Origin of the sequence: Enterobacter cloacae complex sp. FDA-CDC-AR_0164, assembly GCF_003071645.1 — a bacterium.
Classification (GTDB): Bacteria; Pseudomonadota; Gammaproteobacteria; order Enterobacterales; family Enterobacteriaceae; genus Enterobacter; species Enterobacter ludwigii.
This window is the reverse complement of sequence record NZ_CP028950.1, coordinates 2,346,640-2,368,443: the sequence shown is the minus strand read 5'-3', so window position 1 is coordinate 2,368,443 and position 21,804 is coordinate 2,346,640. Positions and strand designations below refer to the sequence as shown.

Genomic DNA, 21,804 nt, shown 5'->3' with positions numbered 1-21,804 from the left:
TTTTTATGATTACGCCACAGCAGGAAGAGAATAAAAAATATCGTTTTATCGCGAGTCTATGCAAAAATGATATGGACAGTTCTTTGTATTCAGGTGAACTATGCCCGCCGTCAATTTACGCCATATCGAGATTTTTCACGCCGTGATGACCACGGGCAACCTCACCGAGGCTGCGCAGATGCTCCATACCTCGCAGCCAACGGTCAGCCGCGAGCTGGCGCGATTCGAGAAAGTGCTGGGACTGAAGCTGTTCGAACGCACCCGGGGCAGGCTTCACCCGACGGTACAGGGGCTGCGCCTGTTCGAGGAAGTGCAGCGCTCATGGTACGGCCTGGATCGCATTGTCAGTGCGGCGGAAAGCCTGCGCGAGTTTCGGCAGGGCGAGCTATCGATTGTCTGCCTGCCCGTCTTTTCACAGTCTTTTTTGCCGACGCTGCTCCAGCCTTTTCTGGCCCGATATCCGGAGGTGAATCTCACGATTGTCCCGCAGGAGTCACCGCTGCTTGAGGAGTGGCTCTCCGCACAGCGCCATGATTTAGGCCTGACCGAAACCCTCTCTACGCCCGCTGGAACGGAACGCACGGAACTGCTCTCTTTAGATGAGGTGTGCGTGCTGCCAGCCGGGCACCCGCTTGCCCGCAAGCAGATTCTGACGCCAGCGGATTTTCACGGTGAGAACTACATTAGCCTGTCACAAACCGACAGCTACCGGCAGCTGCTGGATTCACTGTTTGCTGAGCATCAGGTGAAGCGCAGGATGGTGGTCGAGACCCACAGTGCGGCCTCCATTTGCGCCATGGTGCGCGCCGGGGTGGGCGTTTCGGTGGTGAATCCACTGACGGCGCTGGATTACGCCGGGCGCGATATTGTCATCCGCCCGTTTAGCCTGTCAGTCCCGTTCACCGTGAGCCTGATCCGCCCCCTCCATCGCCCGGTCTCAGCGCTGGTGGAGGCGTTTACGGAGCACCTGATAGCCCATGCCCGTCAGGTGGCGCTTCGTTTATCCGATCGGCAAAGTTTATGACAGCATAAACTCCACGGCATCGGCGGCATGAATCGCGGCGGTATCGAAGACCGGAATCGGGCTTTGCTCAACCGGCACCAGTAAACCGATTTCCGTACAGCCGAAGATCACCCCTTCCGCCCCCTGCTGCGCGAGTTTTTCAATCACGCTGACGTAATATGCCCGGGATGATTCGCTAAAGGTGCCGAGGCAGAGTTCATCAAAGATAATCTGGTTGATGCGGGCCCGGTCTGCCTCATCCGGGATCAGGCTTTCAATGCCAAACTGGCTGCTCAACCGACCGCGGTAAAAATCCTGCTCCATGGTGTAGCGCGTTCCCAGCAGCGCCACACGACGTAACCCGGATGCGGTGATGGCCCGCCCGGTTGCATCGGCAATGTGCAGGAAGGGCAGCGAACAGCGCGCTTCGATATGGGACGCGACTTTATGCATGGTGTTGGTACAGAGCAAAATCCCCTCTGCTCCCGCACGCTCCAGCCCCAGCGCGGCCTCGGACAGTATTTCCCCGGCTTTATCCCATTCACCGCTCGACTGGCAGGCTTCGATTTCATGGAAATCTACGCTGTGCAGCAGCAGGCTGGCAGAATGCAGGCCCCCCAGACGTTGCTTCACCCCTTCATTAATCAGGCGGTAATAGGGGATTGTCGATTCCCAGCTCATCCCCCCTAACAGGCCGATCGTTTTCATCATCCCTCCTTAAGTGTTTATCCCAGTGAAGCAAACTTGTGATCGTGTTTCCAGTTCTTTGTCACGTCGTTTCTTTTTAACCCCTGGTGATATAAATTAAATGAAACATTGTTTTAATACATTCCGGGGTGACGATATGTTTATTTTCCACAACGAGACCACGCTTGACGATCTGGGGAACGGCGTGACGCGCCGTATTCTTGTCCATGGCGGTAAAATGATGGCGGTGGAGGTGAATTTTGAACAGGGCGCGACAGGCCCACTGCATAACCATCCTCACGAACAGTTAACTTATGTGCTGTCCGGCGAGTTTGAGTTCACGATTGGAGATGAAAAACATGTGGTGACAGCCGGGGATACCCTCTACAAAAAGCCACATGTGATGCACGGCTGCGTGTGTCTTAAACCCGGCACGCTGCTGGATACCTTCACGCCGGTACGTGAGGATTTTTTGAAATAAAAAAAGGGCGCTGATAACAGCGCCCTTCTCGTCTGCGTTTTTTATTCCGTTACAGGCTCGACCAGAGGATTGCGACTGAGCATGGCCTCACGCAGTAATACGCTGCCACAGGCAAACAGCCCGCCCAGCAGTCCCGCCAGGATCACAATCAGGGCTTTGCCCGGACCGTCTTTTTTCACCGGCATGGATGGAGAGAGCTGATACTTGAACGGTTCAAGTTTGACGTCTTCGACAGACAGCTTTTTCAGTTGCGCCAGGTAGTATTCCCGGTTCTGGAAGTCTGCGTTCAGCTCAGCGATGTCCTTGAGATTTTTTTCAATCTGCAGTTTTTGCGCAATACCGTCGGCACCGAGCGCGACGGAATAATCCGGATCGTCTTTAACCGCCTGACCGTTGCTGTAGACCGGCTTTTTGATACCCGCCGCGTTGGCCACTTCCAGAGAATAGTTAAGACGCTGCAGATTGGTGTTGTGAACATTCGTCAGACGTACCCGATCCAGCTCCAGCTGCTGCTCCACCACTTTGGTTTTCAGGGTGATCTGGTTACGGATATTCTCCATGGTTTCCTGCTCAACAATCTGCGAGATGTAATCCACGTAACCTTTAAGAACCGTTTGCGCATCCCCCGCCGTCGGCGCGGTGAAGCTCAATGTCCACGAGACGTACGGCGCTTTATCCGCATCTTTTGCCAGGGTGTTATCTACCGCTTTCATCTTTTCGGAGATATTGACCACCGCACGATGCAGCTCAAGCGGATCCACGTCAGTGCCTTCCAGCTGTGCCATCACGTAAGGTGAGGATTTCATGTACTCCTCAAGCAACGACTGCGACTGGAACTTTTTAATAAACTGGTTAAACACGTCCGGACGGGTAATTTTCACGTCCACGTCGAGCACCTGCAGGGCGACCATCATCTGGCGCAGCGGGTTCCACTGCGTCTGTTCCGCCGGTGTGATCACCGCTTTACTGGTCCATTTTTGTGGCAGTAAGAACGCGATGGCCAGTCCAACCAGTGCGAATGCGAAGGCAATCACGATGATACGTTTTTTTGCCGCCAGAAGAACTTCTAACAGTCCCAGAAGGTCAATTTCTTTGGAACTGACTGCCGGGGCCGCGTAATGGGGGAAGTCGAGATCCGTATTTTTTTTGAAATCCATTGCTGACATAGCCATTCTTCTTTTGAGGGTGCAGACCATTTCTGCCTGATTGGTTACAGTGGTCCGATGATACAAGAAAGTAAGAATTATCTGAACGAAAGAATGATCCAGCTGTAGACCTGCTATCAGAATTAGTAGTTAGTTTCTCCACGGTATTGTCTTTATTAATCATCCAGTTCTTTCCGCCCGCCCTCCTCTCTCTTCTTTGAACGCCTGAAATAGCGCAAAAATGCCATCCCCATCACCTTATTGAAACACCGTTTCGACTTTGATCACATTTCCGCTATTAAGCGAATGACGCAGAAACAAATAGCAATAATATAAAATAAAACGACGTTTTATTATCCAGGAACACGAGTTCTACCGTATTGAAACCCAGGCGTTTCGCTCAACGATGAAATCGAAAAAAGTCTTATAAAACAAAGTTAAATGAAGTAACCGTGACACGTATTACCCAGAACATCGCCGTTCAGGCTCGGTTTCGACAGCCTGAAAGGTTGTTACAGACGCAGATTCCGTTTTAAACCATTGATTACCAGGTAGGTAAGTATGAATGAAAACAAGCTGCTGGGGCTCGCGTGGATATCACCCTACATCATTGGGTTGATACTCTTTACGGCTTTCCCCTTCGTCTCATCGTTTTTCCTGAGTTTTACGGATTATGACCTGATGAGCCCGCCGGTATTTAACGGCATTGAAAATTATCGCTACATGTTTACGGAAGACACGCTCTTCTGGACATCAATGGGAGTGACGTTTGCGTATGTATTTCTGACCATTCCCCTGAAGCTCGCCTTTGCATTAGGGATTGCGTTTGTTCTGAACTTTAAATTACGCGGTATTGGATTCTTCCGTACCGCCTACTATATTCCGTCGATCCTCGGCAGCTCCGTGGCCATTGCTGTTTTGTGGCGCGCGCTCTTTGCTATTGATGGTCTGCTGAACAGCTTTATTGGCGTATTTGGTTTTGACCCGGTGAACTGGCTGGGTGAGCCCTCGCTGGCCCTGATGTCGGTCACCCTGCTGCGCGTCTGGCAGTTCGGTTCCGCGATGGTCATCTTCCTGGCCGCGCTGCAAAACGTTCCGCAGTCGCAGTATGAAGCGGCGATGATCGATGGGGCATCCAAATGGCAGATGTTCACGAAAGTGACCGTGCCGCTGATCACGCCGGTAATTTTCTTCAACTTCATTATGCAGACCACCCAGGCGTTCCAGGAATTTACCGGACCGTATGTCATTACCGGCGGCGGGCCAACGTATTCCACTTACCTGTTCTCACTCTACATCTACGACACCGCGTTTAAATACTTTGACATGGGTTACGGCGCAGCACTGGCGTGGATCCTGTTCCTGGTGGTGGCCATTTTTGCCGGTATCGCCTTTAAGTCATCGAAATATTGGGTGTTCTACTCCGCCGATAAAGGAGGCAAAAATGGCTGATATCCAACAACTTTCCACGGCGAGGACGATTGCCGAGCGTGAAGTCGCCCGCACGCTGCGCAGAGAGAAAATTAACGCCGCAGTGCGCTACGTGATCCTGCTGTTTGTCGGCCTGCTGATGCTTTATCCGCTGGTGTGGATGTTCTCGGCGTCGTTCAAACCGAACCACGAGATTTTCACCACTCTCAGCCTGTGGCCTGCCCATGCGACCTGGGACGGTTTTGTGAATGGCTGGAAAACCGGCACCGAATACAACTTCGGCCATTACATGCTGAACACCTTTAAGTATGTGATCCCGAAAGTGATCCTGACCATTATCTCCTCCACCATCGTGGCGTACGGCTTTGCGCGCTTTGAAATCCCGTGGAAGAAATTCTGGTTCGCTACCCTCATCACCACCATGCTGCTCCCCAGCACCGTGCTGCTGATCCCGCAGTACCTGATGTTCCGTGAAATGGGCATGCTCAACAGCTATATGCCGCTGTACCTGCCGCTGGCCTTCGCCACCCAGGGGTTCTTCGTCTTCATGCTTATCCAGTTCCTGCGCGGCGTGCCGCGTGACATGGAGGAGGCGGCGCAAATTGACGGCTGTAACTCGCTTCAGGTGCTGTGGTACGTGGTGGTGCCGATCCTGAAACCGGCCATTATCTCCGTCGCCCTGTTCCAGTTCATGTGGTCAATGAACGACTTTATCGGGCCGCTGATTTATGTCTACAGCGTGGATAAATACCCGATAGCACTGGCTCTGAAAATGTCCATCGACGTCACCGAAGGGGCGCCGTGGAACGAAATTCTGGCAATGGCGAGCATCTCCATTCTGCCATCCATCATTGTCTTCTTCCTGGCACAGCGCTACTTCGTCCAGGGCGTCACCAGCAGCGGAATTAAAGGTTAAGAGGGAAATATTATGGCTGAAGTTATCTTCAACAAACTGGAAAAGGTCTACTCCAACGGCTTTAAAGCGGTACATGCCATTGACCTGAAAATCGCTGAAGGAGAGTTCATGGTGATCGTTGGCCCCTCCGGCTGCGCCAAATCCACCACCCTGCGCATGCTGGCCGGCCTGGAAACCATCAGCGGGGGTGAAGTCCGCATCGGCGATAAGATTGTGAACAACCTCGCGCCGAAAGAGCGCGGGATTGCGATGGTGTTCCAGAACTACGCGCTCTATCCCCACATGACGGTGCGTGAAAACCTGGCCTTTGGTCTGAAGCTGAGCAAACTGCCAAAAGATCAGATTGAATCTCAGGTCAACGAAGCGGCCAAAATCCTTGAGCTGGAAGAGTTACTCGACCGCCTGCCACGCCAGCTTTCCGGCGGCCAGGCACAGCGCGTGGCGGTAGGCCGTGCGATTGTGAAAAAGCCGGATGTATTCCTGTTTGACGAACCGCTGTCAAACCTCGACGCCAAACTACGCGCCTCAATGCGCATTCGTATTTCCGACCTGCATAAGCAGTTAAAGAAATCCGGTAAACCGGCGACCACCGTCTACGTCACCCACGACCAGACCGAAGCGATGACCATGGGCGACCGCATCTGCGTGATGAAACTCGGCCACATCATGCAGGTTGATACCCCGGACAACCTCTACCACAAGCCGAAAAACATGTTCGTGGCAGGCTTTATCGGCGCGCCGGAGATGAACATTCGTCAAAGCCTGCTGGTGGAAAGCGCCGGGAAACTGCACATCGCCATCGGCAATGAAACCATGCCGCTGAACGCCGGGATGCAGGAGAAAGTCTCCGCTTATGCCGGGCAGGCCATTTACTACGGCGTACGTCCGGAATTCGTTTCCCTCTCCGACGCACCATTCGTTGACGGGGGCTGCAGTGGCGAAATGGTTCGCGTGGAAAACATGGGCCACGAATTCTTCGTCTATCTGAAGGTTGCGGACTACGAACTGACCGCCAGAATTCCATCCGATGAAGCTAAGCCAATGATTGATAAAGGCCTTCATCGCAAGGTGTATTTCAAATTTGATATGAATAAATGTCATATTTTTGACGCAAAAACTGAACAGAACCTCTCTCTCTGATGGAGTTTATAAAAATGAAAAAAGTGCTTTTAAGCGCAGCAATCTCCGCGACGCTGGGCCTTACCGCTTTGCCATCGATGGCGCAAGATGTCGAATTACGCATGTCCTGGTGGGGCGGTAATGGCCGCCATCAGGTGACGTTGAAAGCGCTGGAGGAATTCCATAAGCAGAACCCGGATATCAACGTTAAAGCAGAGTACACCGGCTGGGATGGGCACCTCTCCCGCCTGACCACCCAAATTGCGGGCGGCACCGAGCCGGATGTGATGCAGACCAACTGGAACTGGCTGCCAATCTTCTCGAAAACCGGCGACGGGTTCTACGACCTGAACAAAATGAAAGACGTGATCGACCTGACCCAGTTCGATCCCAAAGAACTTCAGTCCACCACCATCAACGGCAAGCTGAACGGCATTCCGATCTCCGTCACCGCACGCGTGTTCTACTTCAACGACGAGACCTGGAAAAAAGCCGGTATTGCATACCCGAAAACCTGGGACGAGCTAATGGCGGCGGGTAAAACCTTCGAGAGTAAACTCGGCAAGCAGTACTACCCGGTCGTGCTGGAGCATCAGGACACGCTGGCGTTGCTGAACTCGTACATGATTCAGAAGTACAACATCCCTGCCGTGGACGAAAAAACCAAGAAGTTCGCCTACAGCAAAGCGCAGTGGGTGGAATTCTTCCAGACCTACAAAACGCTGGTGGATAGCCACGTCATGCCGGACACCAAATACTATGCGTCGTTTGGTAAGAGCAACATGTATGAGATGAAGCCGTGGATCCAGGGAGAATGGGCGGGAACCTACATGTGGAACTCCACCATCAACAAGTATTCCGACAACCTGAAGCCACCGGCAAAACTGGTGCTGGGCAGTTACCCGATGCTGCCGGGCGCAACCGATGCGGGCCTTTTCTTCAAACCGGCGCAGATGCTCTCGATTGGTAAATCCACCAAAAACCCGGAAGCGGCGGCGAAACTGATTAACTTCCTGCTGAACAGCAAAGAGGGGGTAGACACGCTGGGTCTGGAGCGTGGCGTGCCGCTGAGTAAAGCCGCGGTGCAGTTCCTGACCGAAGACGGCACCATCAAAGAGAGCGATCCGTCGGTCGCGGGGCTGCGTCTGGCGCAGTCTCTGCCGGCCAAACTTTCCGTGTCACCTTACTTTGACGATCCGCAGATTGTGGCCCAGTTCGGCACCTCTCTGCAGTACATCGATTATGGACAGAAATCCGTGGAAGAGACCGCCGCTGACTTCCAGCGTCAGGCTGAACGTATTCTGAAACGCGCGATGCGCTAACAAAAAGCCGGGTGGCCTCTTCGCCACCCGGCAACAGATTACACGCCAATATTACGCAGCTTCTCGCCGGACATCAGCCTGCGCTCGATATGCTCCAGCGTGACACCTTTGGTTTCAGGGATCAGCCAGAACGTGACCCCGATAAACGCGACGTTAAGAACCGTATAGAGCCAGAAGGTTCCTGCCGCGCCAATTGAATCCAGCAGCGTCAGGAAGGTCGCGCCGATGATCATGTTCGACACCCAGTTGGTGGTCGTGGAACAGGTGATGCCAAAGTCACGGCATTTGAGCGGCTGAATTTCGGAACACAGGATCCACACGACGGGCGCAGCGCTCATCGCATATCCGGCAATACACATCATGGTCATGCCAACAGAGAGCCAGGAAAGACCGCTTGAGGCCGTGCCGTTATCAAACTGCATCAGGCAGTAGCCAAGGATCAGCGTACCGAGCGCCATGACGCTAAAGCCAATCTTGAGTGCCGGTTTACGTCCGGCTTTATCCACGGTGAACACCGCGATAAAGGTGGCGAACATAAAGGTCAGCCCCACCACCAGCGTGGCAACCATTTGTTGTTCCGTGGTGGTGAACCCCGCCATTTTGAAGATACGTGGCGCGTAGTACATGATGATGTTCATCCCGGTGAACTGCTGCATCGCCTGCAGCAACATGCCGAGGAACACCGCGCGACGTACGTTGCGGTTGATCTTAAACAGCGCCCAGCCCCCCTGCTTCAGCTTCAGGCTTTCGCGGATCTCGTTCAGCTCTTCACGTGCTTTTTCTGAGGTATCACGCAGCATCCGCAGCACCTCTTCCGCTTCCACATGACGGCCCTTTTGCGCCAGCCAGCGCGGACTGTTTGGCAGGAAAATCACCAGAACAATCAGCACCAGCGCCGGGAGCGCCAGCACGCCCAGCATCGCGCGCCAGTTGCCGCTGTAGCTGAAATAAGTGTCAGACAGAAACGCCAGCACGATACCCAGCGTCACCATCAACTGGTACATACTGATCATCTTGCCGCGCACGTTCTCGCTCGCCATTTCGGAGAGGTACAACGGCGCAGTGTAAGAGGCAATCCCCACCGCCACACCGAGCAGCACGCGGGAGAGCAGCAGCATTTCCACGTTCGTGGCAAATGCTGACCCAATGGAGCCGGCGACAAACAGAATCGCCCCCACCATCAGGCTGTATTTTCGCCCGAGGCGGAACGAAAGCCAGCCGTTAAACAGCGCGCCGATGGCCGCACCCAGCATCATGCTGCTGACCACCCACTCCTGCAGGCGGTTACTCAACGTAAAGTGATCGGTGATAAAGGGCAGCGCCCCGGCGATCACGCCAATATCCAGACCGAACAGTAAACCGGCCACTGCAGCCGCGATGGAGACAAACTGATTCATGCGTCGGGTATCACGCAACGCGGCGGGCATAAGGGTAGAGTCATTTATAGATGTCATATTTTCCTGCCTGAACAGCGAAATTCGTTAACTGAAATTACGAGATAGCGCGGAAAAGTGTCAGGCCGTAATTCGCGAAGATATGGATTATTTCGCTGTGGCATAGCGATCTGTGATGGACATTACAATTTCAACTAACGAAGAAATACCGCCAGTTTTTATTAATCATTTAATTTTTAAGCAATAAAACTGTGATGCATATCATTTATGATTTTTTAGTATGGATTTTTCGTCTTGAGCCATATGGATAATGGCAATTTTTGGACAAAAAAAACCTCCACCCACGGGTAGAGGTTTAAGACGGAACACGCAATTAACGCGCCAGCCAGCCGCCATCGACCGCCACGGTATAGCCGTTGATGTAATCGGATGCCGGAGAGGCCAGGAATACAATCGGCCCCTTAAGATCGTCCGGAAGGCCCCAGCGGCCCGCCGGGATACGGTCGAGGATTTCCGCGCTACGCTGTTCGTCAGCACGCAGCTGCTGAGTGTTATTCGTCGCCATGTACCCCGGCGCAATCGCGTTGACGTTGATGTTGTGCTTCGCCCACTCGTTTGCCAGCAGACGGGTAACGCCCATCACCGCGCTCTTGGATGCGGTATAAGACGGCACGCGGATACCGCCCTGGAAGGAGAGCATAGAGGCGATATTAATGATCTTGCCGCCTTTCCCCTGGGCAATGAAATGTTTCGCCGCCGCCTGGGATATAAAGAACACGCTCTTAATGTTCAGGTTCATCACGTCGTCCCAGTCGCGCTCGCTGAAATTAATCGCGTCTTCACGGCGAATCAGTCCGGCATTGTTCACCAGAATGTCGATATGGCCGAATTCCGCCACCGCGCGATCCAGCAGTTCAGGGATGGCGTCAATTTTACGCAGATCGGCGGTCAGGCTCAGAAAACGACGCCCCAGCGCGGTGACGCGCTCGATGGTTTCAGTAGGCTCAACAATGTTAATCCCGACGATATCGCAGCCCGCTTCCGCCAGCCCTAACGCCATACCCTGGCCCAGTCCGGTGTCACAACCGGACACCACAGCCACTTTACCCTGCAGAGAAAATGCATCCAGAATCATGTTTGTTCCTTAATCTTTCAGCGCCTGTCACCAACAGGCAGGTTTATGCTTAACTGACTGCGGCTAGCGCAGATCGTTAACCGCGACGTGGTCCATGTCATCAAAGACCTGGTTTTCACCGACCATACCCCAGATGAAGGTGTACGCTTTCGTGCCTACGCCCGAATGAATAGACCAGCTCGGCGAAATCACCGCCTGCTCGTTATGCATCACGATATGGCGCGTTTCCTGCGGTTGCCCCATCATGTGGAACACGCAGGCGTCCTCGTCCATGTTGAAGTAGAAATACACTTCCATACGGCGCTCGTGGGTATGGCACGGCATGGTGTTCCACAGGTTGCCCGGAGCAAGCTCGGTCAGCCCCATGCTGAGCTGGCAGGTTTCCAGCACATCCGGAACAAAGTATTTATTGATGGTGCGACGGTTGCTGGTGAGGTTGTCACCCAACGTCACCGGGGCGACATCCGCCGGGGTCACTTTTTTGGTGGGATACGGGGTATGTGCGGGCGCACAGTTGTAGTAAAACTTCGCCGGTTTACCGCTGTCGATGCTGGCGAACACGACCTCTTTCGCCCCTTTACCGACATACAACGCGTCGCGATGACCTATCTCATAGCACTGTCCGTCTACGGTGATGGTGCCGGGGCCACCGATGTTAATCACGCCCAGCTCGCGACGCTCAAGGAAATAGCTCACACCAAGCTGTTTACCCACTTCACCGCCCACGGAGACGGTCTGCGTCACCGGCATAATCCCGCCAATGATAATACGGTCGATATGGCTGTAGACCATGGTGTACTTATCGGCCTCGAACACCTGCTCGACTAAAAACTCATTGCGCAGCCCCTGAGTATCCAGCGTTTTGGCGTGCGCACTGTGGATGCTTTGTCTGACGTCCACCGTAACCTCCAGAAATGATCGTGCCCGCAGGCAGAAAATTAACGAAACGACGTTCCGTTTTCATGATGAGCACAGTCTAGCCCCAGAGAAGGGGGTTTTCAATTACATTTAAAACAACGTTTCATTTTTTCTGTTTGTTTATACCAGAAATGGCGTTCGGATCACGATAAAGAGAGCCAGACAGTAATCTCGCCAATGAAACAGACAAAGTGCGCCATCAGTCACACATAATGAAACATTGTTTTGATAATTTAACACTCACTTTTTAATCTACTTTTATCGTTCAAAGGAGTGCATTATGGCTAAAGGTATGCGGGTCAAGCTGAACTACGCGGTCAGCCACGATCCGGATACAGGCGTGGAAGTCACCCGCCTGACCCCACCCGACGTGACCTGTCACCGCAACTACTTCTACCAGAAGTGCTTCTTTAATGATGGCAGCCACCTGCTGTTCGCAGGAGCGTTTGACGATCACTGGAACTACTACCTGCTGGATCTGCAGAAGGCCGAAGCGGTACAGCTGACGGAAGGCGCGGGGGATAATACCTTTGGCGGGTTCCTCTCTCCGGATGATAAATCCTTCTACTATGTGAAGAACGACCGCACGCTGCTGGAGGTGGATCTCCATACCCTGGTAGAACGCGAGGTGTACCGTGTCCCTGATGACTGGGTCGGTTACGGTACCTGGGTCGCCAACAGCGACTGCACCAAACTGGTTGGGATAGAAATCGCCCGACGTGACTGGACGCCGCTCAACGACTGGAAAATTTTCCACGACTTCTTCCATAAGGGGCCGCACTGTCGACTGCTGCGGGTGGATCTGAAAACCGGTTTAAGCACCACAATCCACGAAGAGAAAAACTGGCTTGGCCACCCTATCTATCGTCCGTTCGATGACAACACGGTGGCGTTTTGCCATGAAGGGCCCCACGACCTGGTCGACGCCCGCATGTGGCTGGTCAACGAAGATGGTACGCACGTGCGCAAAGTGAAAACGCATGCGGAAGGCGAAAGCTGTACCCATGAATTCTGGGTGCCGAACGGTTCTGCACTTGTGTATGTCTCTTATCTGAAGGGCCAAAAGGGCCGCACCATCTGCAGCTTCAATCCGGATACGGGCGTCAATGACGCAGTCATGCCAATGCCCGCCTGTTCCCATCTGATGAGCAACGTTGACGGCTCCCTGCTGGTGGGCGATGGTTCAGGCACGCCGGTTGATGTGAAGGATACGCACGGTTACACCATTGATAACGATCCTTATCTGTACGCCTTTGACGTGGCGAAAAAAAGTTACTTCCGCATTGCCCGTCACGATACCTCCTGGGCAACGGTGGCAAATAGCCGCCAGGTCACCCACCCGCATCCCTCCTTTACTCCGGATGAGAAAGCGGTGCTGTTCAGTTCCGATAAAGACGGTCAACCCGCCCTCTATATCGCGAAACTTCCTGAGCAACCTGAAATGTTGCATGCATGATTTGAGTTTGTGTTTCTGTAACTGGCCTTGCCCTCCGTTTCGGAGGGCTTTTTTTTCAGTGGGCTTTTGCCCGTTGGGCGGCGCTTATCAGACATGGGTAAGCCGGGTAGGCACTGGCGCTACCCGGCAATGTTCAGCGGAATAATGTGATATCAGAAAGAATAGGCCACGCCTAAACGAAGGCGGGTCTGGCGTTCATCGGTATCTTTCACGCCGATGTTACCCACTTCAACATACGGTGCCCAGTTTTTATCCCACTTATACGCCAGCTTGGCGTTATATTCGTTGGAATAATCTTTGTTATTATTACGAACCATACCTTCAGAACTCTTCGCATAAACATAATTGAGTTCGGTACGCCAGTCACCCATTACCCAGCCAACCCAGGCATCACCACGGTTAACTTTGTCGTCATCTTTATTCGAGCTTGACGGGTAGCGGGTATATTCATAACGATAACGCGCGGCAACATAGAAGCCATTGTCGAAACTATATTGCAGATGCAGATTCGGTTTATATATTGTGCGGCTATCGTTACTTTCAAGGGTAAACGCCGGCGTCAGTGCAATATTCTCAGTCGCTTTCCAGCGCCAGCTAATTTGATCTTCATGCCCGTTACCCACCACATCCGCAAACGGCTGGTCGGCTTTATCACCACCGGATTTCCATTTAGCTTCTACAGAAAAACCGACCCCGTTAGCAAAGCGATGTGAGACCGAGACACGGTCAGCATTGGCACCACTGTCGATATATTCATGGCGCAGATCGACGGTAACGGCCTGAGCCATGAAGGACGTACCGATAAGGGAAGTAAGGACCAGAGATTTCTTAAACATGAAAAAACCCTCAACTGAAATAATGTTTCTTATTTATGAAACTGCAGTTTATTTTTTAAAGAACATTATTTTAGTGACAGGGATCGTAATTATTTGTTTCATTTTTTTTGGCAAAGATGGACGTGACCCCCATCAACAAACAGGGTGTATTAACGTGAAATTATCGGAGGGGGATCACACTAAGACGTTAACAACGATAATAATTAAGGCCGTAATTATTCAATACCAGAGTGAGAATGTACTAATAACGGTTAATTCGTCATACGTTATGTAAAAAAAAACCTCCTGAAGGGAGGCTCTTTTATGCGGGCGGGATTTTAGCGTTCAATGGCGAGGGCGACACCTTGTCCACCACCGATACAGAGCGTCGCAATGCCTTTGCGGGCATTGCGCTTTTTCATCTCATGCACCAGCGATACCAGAATTCGACAACCGGACGCGCCGATAGGATGACCCAGTGCGATTGCCCCACCGTTCACGTTCACCCGCAGGGGATCCCATTCCAGCATTTTGCCAACCGAGATTGCCTGTGCGGCAAAGGCCTCGTTGACTTCAATCAGATCCACATCAGAGAGCTGCCACCCTGCGCGCTCCAGGCAGCGACGGGTAGCATAAACCGGGGCGATACCCATTAACGCAGGATCAACACCCACGCTGGCAAATGCCTTAATGCGGGCCAGGACGGGCAGATCCAGCTCGAGGGCTTTGCTTTCACTCATCATCATCACGGCCGCAGCGCCATCATTAATGGAGGAGGCATTTCCCGCCGTCACTGAGCCCTGAGTTTCAAACGCAGGATTGAGCCTCGCCAGCCCTTCAGCGCTGGCGTCGGTGCGCGGCTGCTCATCGGTATCCACCACGGCAGCCTCACCATTCTGACGCTGCGTGCTGACCGGGACGATTTCATCCCGAAAGCGCCCGGCATCAATCGCCGCGCGCGCTTTTTGCTGCGAGCTTAACGCGTAAGCGTCCTGCAACTCACGGCTGATACCATACTCACGAGCCAGATTTTCCGCCGTCACGCCCATATGATAGTCATTGAACGCATCCCACAGACCGTCATGCACCAGACTGTCGAGCAACTGGCTGTTGCCCAGCTGCGCGCCGGTACGGCTGTCGGTCAGCACGTGTGGTGCCCGGCTCATATTTTCTTGTCCGCCGGCAATCACGACATCCGCTTCACCACACTGAATGGCCTGCGTCGCCAGATGCAGCGCTTTTAACCCTGAGCCACAGACGTCGTTGATGGTGATAGCGGAGACGGTATTGGGCAGGCCACCCTTGAGCGCCGCCTGACGGGCAGGGTTTTGCCCGGCACCGGCGGTCAGCACCTGTCCCAGGATCACCTCATCAATTTCATGTGCTGCAATCCCGCTGCGTTCCACCAGCGCTTTCACCACTACGCTGCCCAAATCAACAGCCGAGTGGCGTGCAAGCGCCCCCTGAAAACAGCCGATAGCCGTACGCAACGCACCCACTATAACGACATCTTTCATCACAACCTCTGTGTTAAATGACATGACGATAGTAGTGGATTGTTATTAGCAATTATCTTAATTGTTTAAAAATAGTGAGTTTAATCACAAGGATTAGCGCGCATCCTGCAGATACTGCCGCAGCCAGCTTCCGGCAACGCCGGGCGGGGATCGTTTATTCCAGAGCAGATCGATACCGATCGCCCGTGGCCAGCCGGGGACATTCAGCTGCACCAGCGATTTCGCGGCGGCAAATTCATCCACCAGCGCGCACGGCAGCACGCACCAGCCAAATCCCTGTACCGCCATACTGAGCAGTAACAGGTAGTTGGGTGCCGACCAGACGGGTCCGCGTGCGAGCGTTGCCTCCCGCTCCAGATAGGTGCTAAGCCGCAACTCCCGCCAGCCGTGCAGCTCATCGGCCTGGATTTCTTGCTGCCCGGCCAGAGGATGGTTGGTCGCGACATAGATTGCCATTCGGGTCTGTATCGGCAACCGGGTAAAACCAATATCGGTCGGATAACTGTCACGCGCTTCCGTGAGACCAACCTGCGCACGCGACTTCTGCAGCAGATCGATAACGTCCTCTTCCTCGCCAATCAGGCATTCAAATTCGGTATGGGGAAAGCGCTGGTCGAACTGGTTCATCAGGTCTTCCAGCACGTCCGGGTTGAGGGTATCGGAAAGAACAAACGTCAGGCGCGCCTCCGTTTGTGCCGTTAACGACACCGCCAGTTCGTCAAGCCGCGTGCTGGCCGCGAGGATCGCCTGCACATAACCCAGCACCTGTTCGCCCTGGGCGGTTAACACCGGCTGACGGGCCGAACGGTCAAACAGATCAAAGCCCAGATCGGCTTCAAGATTGGCGATGGATGTGCTCACGGTCGACTGGCTTTTACGTAACCGACGCGCGGCGGCAGAAAAAGAGCCAGCCGCGACGGTCTCAACGAATGCGATAAGGGCTTCAGGTGAATAACGCATGCACTATCTACTTTATCGATGGATACCATCTTTAATATATCACCTTTAGCGATAACAATAGGCCGCATCAACGCCAAAATGCGTATTCACGAGGTCTAAAACTATGCAACATCAGGATGCACTCCAACGTAAACTGCCGGAGCGGATCTTTCATGCCGTCTGTTTCGAAGGGATTGCCACGGCGATCCTCGCCCCGACGGCGGCGTGGCTTATGCAACGTTCCGTGGTGGAGATGGGTGGATTGACCATTATCCTGGCAACCACCGCCATGCTCTGGAACATTATCTATAACGTCGGCTTCGACCGTTTCTGGCCGGTTCACCGCATCACACGCACGGCAAAAATTCGCGCACTGCATGCGCTGGGATTCGAGTGCGGGTTTATTGTGATCGGCGTGTCGATAGTCGCCGCGGTGCTGGGCGTCACGCTGCTGCAGGCATTCACACTGGAAATTGGTTTCTTCCTGTTCTTCCTGCCGTACACCATGTTCTATAACTGGGCTTACGATACGCTGCGCGAGAAATTCCTTAAACGTCGCCAGCAGCGACGCGCCCTCGCAGGCTAATTCCCTCTGGCCGGACGCCCGCTCCGGCCAAACTCCTTCGAAGCAACTGCGCTCTCAACCCATAATTATGGTAAATTGCGCTCCATTCTGTTGGTTTGATAGTTGATACGTTGCTCTAATGTCGAAAATTTGGTCAAAAGATGAGACTCTCTGGAGTTTCGCTCTCTATGGCACGGCCGTGGGCGCAGGAACGCTGTTCTTGCCCATTCAGCTGGGCTCCGCAGGCGCTATCGTCCTGTTTATCACTGCCCTTGTGGCCTACCCATTAACCTACTGGCCGCACCGCGCGCTGGCACAATTCATCCTGTCGTCGAAAACAAAAGGCAATGAAGGGATCACCGGCGCCGTCTCCCATTATTACGGCAGGAAGATAGGCAACCTGATCACCACGCTCTATTTCATCGCCTTCTTCGTGGTGGTGCAGATTTATGCAGTGGCCATCACCAACTCGTTAACTGAGCAGCTGGCAAAACACATGACGGTGGATACCGCCGTTCGCGTGCTGGTCAGTTTTGGCGTGGTGCTGGTGTTAAATCTGATCTTCCTGATGGGACGGCATATCACCATAAAAGTGATGGGCTTCCTGGTGTTTCCGCTGATCGCCTACTTCCTGTTTGTCTCGCTCTATCTGACCGGAAGCTGGCAACCCGCGCTGCTCACAAGCCAGATGGCATTTGACCGCCATACGCTGCATCAGGTCTGGATTTCGATCCCGGTGATGGTATTCGCTTTCAGCCATACGCCAATTATCTCGACGTTTGCCGTTGACCGCCGTGAAAAGTTTGGCGACGCCGCCATGGACAAGTGCAAGAAAATCATGAAGGTGGCGTACCTGATTATCTGCCTGAGCGTGCTGTTCTTCGTCTTCAGCTGCCTGCTCTCAATTCCACCGTCCTATATCGTTTCGGCAAAAGAGGAAGGGGTAACCATTCTGTCAGCGCTGTCGATGATGCCCTCTTCTCCGACATGGCTGGGGATTTCCGGGATTATTGTGGCGATTATCGCCATGTCGAAATCGTTCCTCGGCACCTATTTTGGGGTGATCGAAGGGGCGACGGAGATTGTGAAGTCATCGCTGAACCAGGTGGGCGTGAAAAAGAGCCGCGCCTTTAACCGCGCGATCTCCATCATGGGGGTGTCGTTAATCACCTTTGCGGTGTGCTGCATTAATCCGAATGCCATTTCGATGATTTATGCCATCAGCGGTCCGCTTATCGCCATGATCCTGTTTATCATGCCGACGCTGTCGACGTACCTGATCCCGTCCCTGAAACCGTACCGATCTGTCGGCAACCTGTTGACGCTGATCGTTGGCGTACTGTGCGTGTCAGTGATGTTTGTAGGCTAAAAGCCCCTGCGCCCGGCGCTCTGCCGGGCGCGTTATTCGTCACGCCCTGAGAGGTCGAGCGGAAACGGCCTGTCCTGCACGACCGTTTTCATGACCAGCGTTGAGCGAAGATGCTGAACGCCGGGCATCGCAGAGAGCTTCTCATCATAGAGTTTCTGAAAAGCCGGCAGGTCGCGGGTCACGACGTGCATCAGATAATCAGGATCGCCAAACAAACGCTGCGCCAGCACAATTTGCGGGATCTCTTCCACCGCCTCCTCAAAGGCGCTCACCGCTTTTCTGTCACCCTCTTTCAGAGTCGCAAACACGATCGCCAGAAAGTTAAACCCCATTTTGGCGGGATCGAGACTGGCCCGGTATCCCGTAATGGCCCCGCTTTGCTCCAGCGCCCGCACGCGCCGGTGACACGGCGAGAGGCTCAGGTTCACCCGTTCAGCCAGCTCCGTAAGAGATAAACGGCCATCAGCCTGCAACTGCGCAAGAATTTTTCGATCAATGCTGTCCATGTGGAAGATTTTGTCAATTTCACCGTCTTTTGAGCATAACATTGAAAACTCATTTCGTCCGGATACCGATATGCTTTCTCTCTGTTGACGGGTGAAATTCTGGAGTTTTACAGACGATGGAAATGAGTATTGTGGCCGGGTTTTGGGTGGTGTCTTTCCTGCTCATCATGACGCCGGGCGCCGACTGGGCTTACGCCATTAGCGCCGGCATCCACGGGCGGCGCGTGGTACCCGCAGTGATGGGCCTCATGTCCGGGCATCTGCTGGCGACACTGATTGTGGTCGCGGGCGTGGGCGTCATGATGGCGCAACATCCGCTGGCATTATCCGGGCTGACGATAGCGGGAGCACTTTACTTGCTGTGGCTTGGTATCTCACTGTTACGCGCTCCTGGCGCACCGGAAAGCGCCACAACCTCGGCGGCAAACTGGAAACAGTGGGCGGTGAAGGGATTATGTATCAGCGGCCTTAACCCGAAAGTTTTTTTGCTGTTCCTGGCCCTGCTTCCACAATTTACTGACCCGAAGGGAAGCTGGTCGGTTGCGATGCAGATGTCCGCGCTGGGCTTGCTACACCTCATCACCTGTACGCTGGTCTATCTGCTGGTGGGATACGGTTCAAAAGCCATCCTGGCCACCCGCCCGCAGGCCGCGCGTCTGGTGAGCAGAGCATCAGGGGGAATGATGGTAGTGATTGCGGTGGTACTGCTGTTTGAACAGATCAGATGAAAAAACACCGGCCATTGCCGGTGTGTTTCTACGCCCGAATATCGTCATATTCCCGCGTATTATCAAACTCATGTTTGGCAAACGGGCATAGCGGGATAATTTTTCGATTTTCACCGCGCATCTTCGCGACCACTTTTGCCACCAGCTGTTTACCCACACCTTGCCCTTTCAGGCTCGGATCCACATCGGTGTGCTCGATAATGCTCAGATGTTCACCGGTCGGTACGAAGACAATCTCTGCAACCTGGTTACCGTCAGCATCGTTGACGTAAAACTTGTTATGGCCTTCCAGAATATCCATGGTTCCTCGCTTATTTTTGGCGATACTTCAGCGCACCGCTCGGGCAGGTATCAATCACATGTACAACCGTTTCGACGTCCACTTCATCCGGTATAATCCACGGTTTACGTTTCAGGTTGAAGAGCTTAGCGCTCCCGCGCACGCAATTTCCTGAGTGTTTGCAGATTGCGGTGTTGAAGTAAACGTCAATTTTCTCTCCGGTATAAGCCCGGTAGCCTGCATCCAGTAGCGCTTTATCCACGACATTGCCTCTGTAATTATTCGGGTGCTGGATGAAGCATAGCCTTACGCGATCCTGATAGCTATAACCCCCAAAACGAAAAGCCAGGTCACAACTCTGTTTTCGCCAGATTGCATCCCCCATTTCCTCATGTCAGTCTGCGCAGACCGCTCTAATCAGACACCCCGCGTCAGGTCGTATGAAACGCAGACTCTCTTTTCAGGTAAAACTTTTTTTAGCGCTGGTGTGCTTCTCCTGCCTGCTGTTAGTTCTGCTGGGAACCATCCTGTTTCATTTTATTGACCGGCAATTGCATCACGATCTCGGCCAACGCGCCCGGGTTCAGGCCAGCGAAATCGCGTTGATGCCGGGTCTGGCGGAAAACGTCGCGGCCAGAAATATCCCCGCCATCGCCCGTTTAATTCAGCCTATACGGGCCGAAAGTGATGCCAGTTATATTGTCATTGGCGATACCCGGGAACAGCATCTCTATCATTCAGAATCACCGGAGCGCATCAATTTACCGATGATCGGCGGGGATAATGCGGAGGTATTACAAGGCAAAACGATTATTTCGGTGCGTAAGGGTGGGATTGGGGTTTCACTGCGCAGCAAAGCGCCCATCTTTAATGCGCAGCATCAGGTGATTGGGATTGTCTCGGTCGGTTATTTGACGTCGTACATTGCGAATATCAATGCGCGTATTCTCTGGCAGTCCGGGTTATACGGTATGGGTCTGTTGCTGTTACTGTTTATTTTTTCCTGGTTGTTTACCCGCAATCTTAAAAAGCAGATGTTCCGCCTTGAGCCAAAAGATATTGCGCAACTGGTCTTACAGCAACGCGCGCTGCTGGAAGCAATGTATGAAGGGGTATTTGCCGTCAATGAAGAAAAGCAGCTGATTTTAATTAACCGTGCCGCCAGAGAGATGCTGGATATTCATCAAAGTGAGAAAGCGCTTATCGGCAAACCGCTGGAAGACGTTCTGCAAACGTCCCCCGGTTTTTTATCTCAGCGCTACGCCTCGGTTAGCCGCGGCAGCCACGACCAGATTGCGGTGCTTAACCAGCGCGAGGTGATTGTGAACCGCGTGGCGATTGAGGTTGAACCTGGTGTTGAAAGCGGTTGGGTTTATAGCTTTCGCGACAAGAATGATATCAACACTCTCAGCAGCCAGCTAAGCCAGATTAAACGCTATGCGGATAACCTGCGCATTATGCGTCATGAACAGCTGAACTGGACCGCCACGCTGGTGGGGTTGCTGCAGATGAAACACTATGACGAGGCGATCCGTTACATCCAGGCACAGTCAGAAGGGGCGCAGCGCGTGCTGGACTTCGTCTCAGCCCATTTTGTCTCGCCGGCCCTGTGCGGATTGCTGCTAGGGAAATATGTCAGCGCCCGGGAAAAGGGCGTTGAACTGCAGTTTGATCCCGCCTGCCAGCTCACCCGCATGCCTGCCAGCATCACGGAAACGGAGCTGGTGTCGGTGATTGGCAATCTGCTGGATAACGCCGTTGACGCCACCCTGAAAGCCCCGGTTCCCGCAGCTGTAGAGCTTTACATTTCCGATCGCAACCAGGAGTTGCTGATAGAGGTGGCCGATCGGGGTTGCGGGGTGGATGAGGCGATGAAACCGCATCTCTTTCGCCAGGGATTCAGCAGCAAGCCGGAAAGCGAGAACGACATTGTGGGCACAGAGCACGGTATTGGCCTGTTTCTGGTGGCAGGCTATATCAACAAGGCGGGCGGCAGCATTGAGATAACGGATAACGCTCCTCAAGGCACGATATTCTCTGTGTTTATTCCCAATCCACTCCCCGTTCGACAGGGCTAA

General features: G+C 53.4%; 22 protein-coding genes. 11 read left to right on the top strand and 11 right to left on the bottom strand.

The window, feature by feature from the left end; all coding sequences use genetic code 11:
- The first annotated feature begins 100 nt into the window (after positions 1–100).
- Complete coding sequence (locus tag AM410_RS11720; RefSeq protein ID WP_014171464.1) at positions 101–1,024, top strand: LysR family transcriptional regulator; 924 nt, start codon at positions 101–103, stop codon at positions 1,022–1,024.
- Here AM410_RS11720 and AM410_RS11715 read toward each other — a convergent pair.
- Positions 1,019–1,711: an aspartate/glutamate racemase gene (locus AM410_RS11715; protein WP_073396464.1), complete on the bottom strand. Its 693-nt coding sequence runs from the start codon at positions 1,709–1,711 to the stop codon at positions 1,019–1,021. The two genes, AM410_RS11720 and AM410_RS11715, sit on opposite strands and share 6 nt — an antisense overlap.
- A gap of 136 nt (positions 1,712–1,847) precedes the next feature.
- Between AM410_RS11715 and AM410_RS11710 the strand changes: the two genes are divergently transcribed.
- Positions 1,848–2,171, top strand: coding sequence for a cupin domain-containing protein (locus AM410_RS11710; protein WP_073396463.1), 324 nt, complete (start codon positions 1,848–1,850; stop codon positions 2,169–2,171).
- 41 nt (positions 2,172–2,212) lie between these two features.
- Here the strand turns inward: AM410_RS11710 and wzz(fepE) are convergent, their stop codons facing one another.
- A complete protein-coding gene (gene wzz(fepE), locus AM410_RS11705) occupies positions 2,213–3,337 on the bottom strand; it encodes an LPS O-antigen length regulator Wzz(fepE) (RefSeq protein WP_073396462.1) in 1,125 nt (374 codons plus the stop codon).
- Positions 3,338–3,877: 540 nt separating this feature from the next.
- Between wzz(fepE) and AM410_RS11700 the strand changes: the two genes are divergently transcribed.
- From AM410_RS11700 to AM410_RS11685, 4 genes are read left to right on the top strand one after another with little or no spacing between them, the layout of a single operon-like run.
- Entirely contained in the window at positions 3,878–4,768 is an 891-nt protein-coding gene (locus AM410_RS11700) for a carbohydrate ABC transporter permease (RefSeq protein ID WP_014171468.1), read from the top strand.
- The gene (locus tag AM410_RS11695; protein WP_025203331.1) at positions 4,761–5,663 is read left to right on the top strand and encodes a carbohydrate ABC transporter permease; all 903 of its coding nucleotides are present in this window, start codon (positions 4,761–4,763) and stop codon (positions 5,661–5,663) included. Before AM410_RS11700 ends, AM410_RS11695 begins: the two co-directional genes overlap by 8 nt.
- A gap of 12 nt (positions 5,664–5,675) precedes the next feature.
- Positions 5,676–6,803, top strand: coding sequence for an ABC transporter ATP-binding protein (locus tag AM410_RS11690; RefSeq protein ID WP_032680361.1), 1,128 nt, complete (start codon positions 5,676–5,678; stop codon positions 6,801–6,803).
- Between the two features lie 14 nt (positions 6,804–6,817).
- On the top strand, positions 6,818–8,104 hold the full coding sequence (locus AM410_RS11685; RefSeq protein ID WP_020883762.1) for an ABC transporter substrate-binding protein: 1,287 nt from the start codon (positions 6,818–6,820) through the stop codon (positions 8,102–8,104).
- Positions 8,105–8,142: 38 nt separating this feature from the next.
- Here the strand turns inward: AM410_RS11685 and araE are convergent, their stop codons facing one another.
- The 3 genes from araE to kduI all read right to left on the bottom strand — a co-directional run bounded on the left by araE (position 8,143) and on the right by kduI (position 11,533).
- Positions 8,143–9,576, bottom strand: coding sequence for an arabinose-proton symporter AraE (gene araE / locus AM410_RS11680; RefSeq protein WP_226777985.1), 1,434 nt, complete (start codon positions 9,574–9,576; stop codon positions 8,143–8,145).
- A 295-nt stretch (positions 9,577–9,871) separates the two neighbouring features.
- Positions 9,872–10,633, bottom strand: coding sequence for a 2-dehydro-3-deoxy-D-gluconate 5-dehydrogenase KduD (gene kduD / locus AM410_RS11675; RefSeq protein WP_073396458.1), 762 nt, complete (start codon positions 10,631–10,633; stop codon positions 9,872–9,874).
- 63 nt (positions 10,634–10,696) lie between these two features.
- A complete protein-coding gene (gene kduI, locus AM410_RS11670) occupies positions 10,697–11,533 on the bottom strand; it encodes a 5-dehydro-4-deoxy-D-glucuronate isomerase (protein ID WP_032680355.1) in 837 nt (278 codons plus the stop codon).
- Positions 11,534–11,831: 298 nt separating this feature from the next.
- Here kduI and AM410_RS11665 point away from each other — a divergent pair, with 298 nt between their 5' ends.
- Positions 11,832–13,007, top strand: a complete 1,176-nt coding sequence (locus tag AM410_RS11665; RefSeq protein WP_108647850.1) for an oligogalacturonate lyase family protein — start codon at positions 11,832–11,834, stop codon at positions 13,005–13,007.
- 152 nt (positions 13,008–13,159) lie between these two features.
- On the opposite strand, the gene AM410_RS11660 is transcribed toward AM410_RS11665, so the two are convergent.
- From AM410_RS11660 to AM410_RS11645, 3 genes are all read right to left on the bottom strand, one after another.
- Positions 13,160–13,843, bottom strand: a complete 684-nt coding sequence (locus tag AM410_RS11660) for a porin (protein ID WP_014171477.1) — start codon at positions 13,841–13,843, stop codon at positions 13,160–13,162.
- A 317-nt stretch (positions 13,844–14,160) separates the two neighbouring features.
- A complete protein-coding gene (locus AM410_RS11650) occupies positions 14,161–15,339 on the bottom strand; it encodes an acetyl-CoA C-acetyltransferase (protein WP_040018879.1) in 1,179 nt (392 codons plus the stop codon).
- A gap of 93 nt (positions 15,340–15,432) precedes the next feature.
- Entirely contained in the window at positions 15,433–16,299 is an 867-nt protein-coding gene (locus tag AM410_RS11645; protein ID WP_073396452.1) for a LysR family transcriptional regulator, read from the bottom strand.
- Positions 16,300–16,402: 103 nt separating this feature from the next.
- Here AM410_RS11645 and AM410_RS11640 point away from each other — a divergent pair, with 103 nt between their 5' ends.
- On the top strand, positions 16,403–16,864 hold the full coding sequence (locus AM410_RS11640) for a multidrug/biocide efflux PACE transporter (RefSeq protein ID WP_014171480.1): 462 nt from the start codon (positions 16,403–16,405) through the stop codon (positions 16,862–16,864).
- Between the two features lie 118 nt (positions 16,865–16,982).
- On the top strand, positions 16,983–18,212 hold the full coding sequence (locus AM410_RS11635) for an amino acid permease (protein ID WP_049023254.1): 1,230 nt from the start codon (positions 16,983–16,985) through the stop codon (positions 18,210–18,212).
- Positions 18,213–18,244: 32 nt separating this feature from the next.
- Here the strand turns inward: AM410_RS11635 and AM410_RS11630 are convergent, their stop codons facing one another.
- Positions 18,245–18,718 carry an Lrp/AsnC family transcriptional regulator gene (locus AM410_RS11630; protein WP_025203324.1) on the bottom strand — a complete coding sequence of 158 codons (474 nt, stop codon included), beginning with the start codon at positions 18,716–18,718 and terminating at the stop codon, positions 18,245–18,247.
- A 116-nt stretch (positions 18,719–18,834) separates the two neighbouring features.
- Here AM410_RS11630 and AM410_RS11625 point away from each other — a divergent pair, with 116 nt between their 5' ends.
- A complete protein-coding gene (locus AM410_RS11625) occupies positions 18,835–19,446 on the top strand; it encodes a LysE family translocator (protein ID WP_032680350.1) in 612 nt (203 codons plus the stop codon).
- Positions 19,447–19,474: 28 nt separating this feature from the next.
- Here the strand turns inward: AM410_RS11625 and AM410_RS11620 are convergent, their stop codons facing one another.
- Both AM410_RS11620 and yjdI read right to left on the bottom strand, forming a co-directional pair.
- Positions 19,475–19,747, bottom strand: coding sequence for a GNAT family N-acetyltransferase (locus AM410_RS11620; protein WP_014171484.1), 273 nt, complete (start codon positions 19,745–19,747; stop codon positions 19,475–19,477).
- 10 nt (positions 19,748–19,757) lie between these two features.
- The gene (gene yjdI, locus AM410_RS11615; protein WP_020883756.1) at positions 19,758–19,988 is read right to left on the bottom strand and encodes a 4Fe-4S mono-cluster protein YjdI; all 231 of its coding nucleotides are present in this window, start codon (positions 19,986–19,988) and stop codon (positions 19,758–19,760) included.
- Positions 19,989–20,166: 178 nt separating this feature from the next.
- On the opposite strand from yjdI, the gene AM410_RS11610 reads away from it, so the two are divergent.
- Positions 20,167–21,804, top strand: coding sequence for an ATP-binding protein (locus tag AM410_RS11610; protein ID WP_014171486.1), 1,638 nt, complete (start codon positions 20,167–20,169; stop codon positions 21,802–21,804).